5 protein-coding genes are annotated in these 4127 nt (G+C 58.3%); 2 read left to right on the top strand and 3 right to left on the bottom strand.

Annotation, left to right across the window (positions count from 1 at the left end):
• Positions 1-177: 177 nt before the first annotated feature.
• Entirely contained in the window at positions 178-429 is a 252-nt protein-coding gene (locus ACV22V_RS32205) for a hypothetical protein (protein ID WP_448016766.1), read from the bottom strand.
• A gap of 28 nt (positions 430-457) precedes the next feature.
• The gene (locus tag ACV22V_RS32200) at positions 458-1345 is read right to left on the bottom strand and encodes a hypothetical protein (RefSeq protein WP_448016764.1); all 888 of its coding nucleotides are present in this window, start codon (positions 1343-1345) and stop codon (positions 458-460) included.
• Positions 1346-2015: 670 nt separating this feature from the next.
• Here ACV22V_RS32200 and ACV22V_RS32195 point away from each other — a divergent pair.
• Both ACV22V_RS32195 and ACV22V_RS32190 read left to right on the top strand, forming a co-directional pair.
• On the top strand, positions 2016-2150 hold the full coding sequence (locus ACV22V_RS32195) for a hypothetical protein (protein WP_448016770.1): 135 nt from the start codon (positions 2016-2018) through the stop codon (positions 2148-2150).
• Positions 2151-2208: 58 nt separating this feature from the next.
• The gene (locus ACV22V_RS32190) at positions 2209-3225 is read left to right on the top strand and encodes an IS481 family transposase (RefSeq protein WP_448016768.1); all 1017 of its coding nucleotides are present in this window, start codon (positions 2209-2211) and stop codon (positions 3223-3225) included.
• Between the two features lie 283 nt (positions 3226-3508).
• Here the strand turns inward: ACV22V_RS32190 and ACV22V_RS32185 are convergent.
• On the bottom strand, positions 3509-4127 hold a 619-nt coding region (locus ACV22V_RS32185), incomplete at its 5' end, for an ABC transporter substrate-binding protein (protein ID WP_448016762.1).

Raw genomic sequence — 4127 nt, 5'->3', positions numbered from 1 at the left:
CTTGGCCATCTCCTCAGTCTCGGTTGTTCCGATGCCTGAGGTTAACAGCTCGCCGCGAAAGTTAACAGCCCTACGGGGCCTTTTTGAAACCGTCTCTTATGCATTTTCATCGACGAAGTCCCGCAAGTTGACAGTGCCCAACAGATCCTGCGGTCGTTATTGCACCACACTTTAGGCTCACTCACGCATGAGTTCGGAATGGTAAGCGATCGAATCATGAATTTTGACAAGGAAACGGTATATCTGGCCGCTCGAGTATGGCAAGTCGGGCGAAAAACTCCTGTAATCGAAATCCAGGTTGCGTTTAGCGAATTTCAATGCCGCTACAATACCGCGAAGTTCGTCTTCTGAATATTCGCTCGGCAATTTTGCGATCGCATCGCGGTCGAGCCCAGCGAAAGCTTCGATATTTTCGATGTCGTACAGCATGCTTATCGGTATCCTGAGGTACCTGGTATTAACTGAGGTTTTCATCGATGCTGAAATCGTGTATGCCGAGACTGTGCAGCCGATTTTCAAACTGCTTCAGCTGCTCGGTGGTTGGTTGGTAGTGTCCGCTCTTGCGTGAAATGATCCTTACTTTGCCGTTCTCGATGCGGATGTCACCTGCTGCGGCAACGGGAGCACCGGCAAGAAAGCTAGAATGATGAAATTTTCCGCTCGTCTGCATATTCGAGACATAGATATCTCCGTAGTGATCCATCACGAAAATCGCCCGGCCCTTATTATTGGCGAACGCAGTGGAGGCTGCACTTGTGTCGAAGGGGAGACCTTGAGCGTCGAGGACCAGTCCGTTCTGGACAGTCACCTTGTATTTGGCGCGTTCGACATCATTGAGATAGGCGACCGCGGTGCCCCAAACGTGGCCGAACTGTTCGCCAACATAGTCCTTGTTCATGCTTTGACGATTGCTGAACAGCACGAGACGGGCGTGGTTGACGACGGCAGGCAGCTTGAGAGCTTCCGCTGTCGTCATAACAAGCGTGGACTGCGCGCTGCTCATGGCGCCCATTGGACGGCCGGGCGTCAGGCTGGCGGGGTGCAACCGCTGATCGGGCGGTTTCGCTCCCGCCAAATTCTCCGGGATCGAGCTTGCCGCAGCAACCGCTTTGTTGGTGGCCGGGCGCGGATCAGCGTTGCTTTGCCATAACGAAGGTGTCAATGGCTGCCGCGAAGCTTGGAATTCTGCTGACGCCGTGGCTGCAAATTGTAGCTGCGGCGGCAGCACGTTGGTTGGTTCGCCGTGCGATATGTATTGGTCCACGGAGTCCGCGGCCCGCGACTGAAACGATGGCTGCGGCGGCGGCACGTTGGTTGGTTCGCCGTGCGATACGTATTGGTCCACGGAGTCCGCGACCCGCGACTGAAACGATGGCTGCGGCGGCAGCGGCGGTAGCACGTTAGTCGGTTCGCCGTGCGGGACGTATTGGTTCAAGGGGTCCGTGACCCGCGACTGAAACGATGGCTGCTGTGGCAGCGACGGTGGAGTTGCAGCGGGACGGCCCGACGAGAAACGTGCTACTTGCCAATAGCCTTGCGAGTTGCCTCCCGGACCGCTTGTATCATAGGCGACCCGCCGCTCATACAGAGCCTGAGCGTCCTCACGCAAGGACTGCAGGCCATGGAGCAGCGGCGCGCCTGATTTCCCTATGGTCGGCCGCAACGGCGGGACGTCCGTTCCAGAAGGCGGATGCCCGCCTTCCGAAACGTCTTGCTCGCACTGTGTCGGCTGGCTATTCGATGGACCACCGAGTCTCATTTACGGTATGGGTGAGACGGGCGTGGTGAGAGCTTGGAGCAACCCGCTTTATATGTAACAGGGCAATGCAGCGTAACCGGCTGCTCACCTCGTATCGGAATATAGGCGACTTCCGATAGGGTCTCGCCCGAAAAAGCGAAGTTTCGTAGCACATTGCGACGTGGTTCAATTTGAGGATACCTGCCCATCGGCTCGGACCTATCCGTCATTTTGTGTGCGGGGCATATCAAGAGGTGTAAAAGCCATGGATATGCCAATGAAGAAGAAGAGACAAACCGTAGCGCGTCAGGCAGCGGCCCGCGGGCCGCTGCCTGAACTGCCCAAGGAACTGCTGGACCAGTTGGTCAAGGGTCCAATGGGCACTGTCACGTTGGCGGGTGTGGTCGCGTAGATGTGTGATTCACGGACATCGTTTCAACTAATATGGGACGATGGAGCGCGAAATCTCGATGCGATTACGTTGGGTGCGCATGTATCACGAGACCGGCAACGCCGGTCTCGTGTGCACACGTTGTGGCATTTCTAGGCCAACGCTTCGCAAGTGGCTGCGCCGCTACCAGGAAGCGGGAGAAGACGGTCTTCGCTCTCAAAGCCGTCGCCCTCTGACCAGCCCGAATCGAAAGGTCTCTGACGCAGATCAGGCAACGATTCTTCGCCTGCGGGCTGAACGCAAGGGCGCACGGCGGATTCAGAACGAATTGCGTCTGCACGAGCAAAGAGAACTGTCCCTTGCGACCATTCACAAGGTTCTGTGCGAAGCGTCCGTGAAGCCGTTGGTTCGCCCCAGGAGGCCGGCACAACCGAGGCGCTACAGTCGTCCGGTTCCCGGAGACCGCGTCCAGATGGACACGATGAAGATTGCGCGAGGCGTCTACCAGTACACGGCCATCGATGACTGTTCTCGGTTTCGTGTACTGGCCGTCTACCCTCGAAGAAATGCCCGAAATACGCTGCTTTTCCTTGATCGTGTCGTCGAGGAAATGCCGTTTCCGATTCAGCGTATCCAGACCGACCGCGGCGGCGAGTTCTTCGCTGAATCCGTGCAGCGGCGCCTGATGAACGAGTGCATCAAATTTCGGCCAATTCCACCACGTTCGCCGCACCTCAATGGGAAGGTTGAACGTTCGCAGCTTACTGACCTGAACGAGTTCTGGTTCCACCATGCCCCGACAGAGCGGGCAATCGACTTGCGAATCGAAGAGTGGCAGTTCGACTACAACTGGCGTCGCCCACACGGCTCACTTGGTGGAAAGACTCCCGTTGACCGCATTGCGGAGCTGGGTGAAATCACACCTCTCGCGGAGGAGGTGGAAAGTGCGTACGACGAGCGGAAAGAGCGAATTCGGCATCGCGAATGGCGGGTCGACAAAATCCTCGGCGAACATCATCGGCGCGCGTTGGAACCCGTGTCCCCTACGGTCGCCACGGGTTCCGACGCGCCAAAGAAACGGCCTTCAAAAAAGTGAAACGATGTCTGCGAATCGCACACATGAACAAAGGCACCACTTCGTCCTCACGCCTGATTTATGCAACAACGCCGCGCAGATCGACCAGGCGATCGCAAGCATGCGCAAAGATGGAACATACGAGAAAATCGCCCAGAAGTATTTCTCTTTCGACGTGTACGGCAACTGACTGACGGGTGCCCGAGCATGCTGCATCACCTCAAGCGCGTCGCCGCTCGGGGCGACGGGCTGCCCAGTGATCGAGCCAATACAAACCATATCGTGTGAACGGACCGCCGTCCGGTCACTTCACACTGACCCCGTCGAATCGCGGATTGCCGAGCGGCTCGATGCGCATGTCGACCACGTTCTTGCGTACCGGCTGGTAGACCGTCGAGTTCGCGATCGGCGAGAACGGCAGTTGTTGCGCGAAGATCTGCTGGGCCTGCATATAGAGCTTTGAGCGCGCGTCCTGGCCCGTCGCCGTGCGGCCCTTCTGGACGAGATCGTCGAACGGCTTGTAGCACCAGTGCGAGAAGTTGTTGCCCTTGATCGCCTCGCAGCCGAGCAGCGTACCGAGCCAGTTGTCCGGGTCGCCGTTGTCGCCCGTCCAGCCGATCAGCATCGTGTCCTGCTCGCCCGTGTGCGCGCGCTTGATGTACTCGCCCCACTCGTACGTGACGATCTTCGCCTTCACGCCGATCTTCGCCCAGTCGGCCTGGATCATCTCGGCCATCAGGCGGGCGTTCGGGTTGTACGCGCGCTGCACCGGCATCGCCCACAGCGTGATGTCGAAACCGTTCGGATAGCCGGCCTTCGCGAGCAGCGCCTTCGCCTTCGCGGTGTCGTTCGGCGCCATCTTCAGGTTCTTGTCGTACGACCATTGGGTCGGCGGCATCGGTGCGCTGGCGGCCTGGCCCGCG

Source organism: Burkholderia sp. AW33-5, from assembly GCF_053427615.1.
The sequence above is the reverse complement of the archived record's forward strand: the minus strand, read 5'-3'. Positions and strand labels throughout refer to the sequence as shown.

Bases quoted from the DNA above. Each gene is read 5' to 3' on its own strand.
- ACV22V_RS32205 (WP_448016766.1), bottom strand. From the start codon at position 429: ATGCTGTACGACATCGAAAATATCGAAGCTTTCGCTGGGCTCGACCGC.
- ACV22V_RS32195 (WP_448016770.1), top strand. From the start codon at position 2,016: ATGAAGAAGAAGAGACAAACCGTAGCGCGTCAGGCAGCGGCCCGCGGG.
- ACV22V_RS32190 (WP_448016768.1), top strand. From the start codon at position 2,209: ATGCGATTACGTTGGGTGCGCATGTATCACGAGACCGGCAACGCCGGT.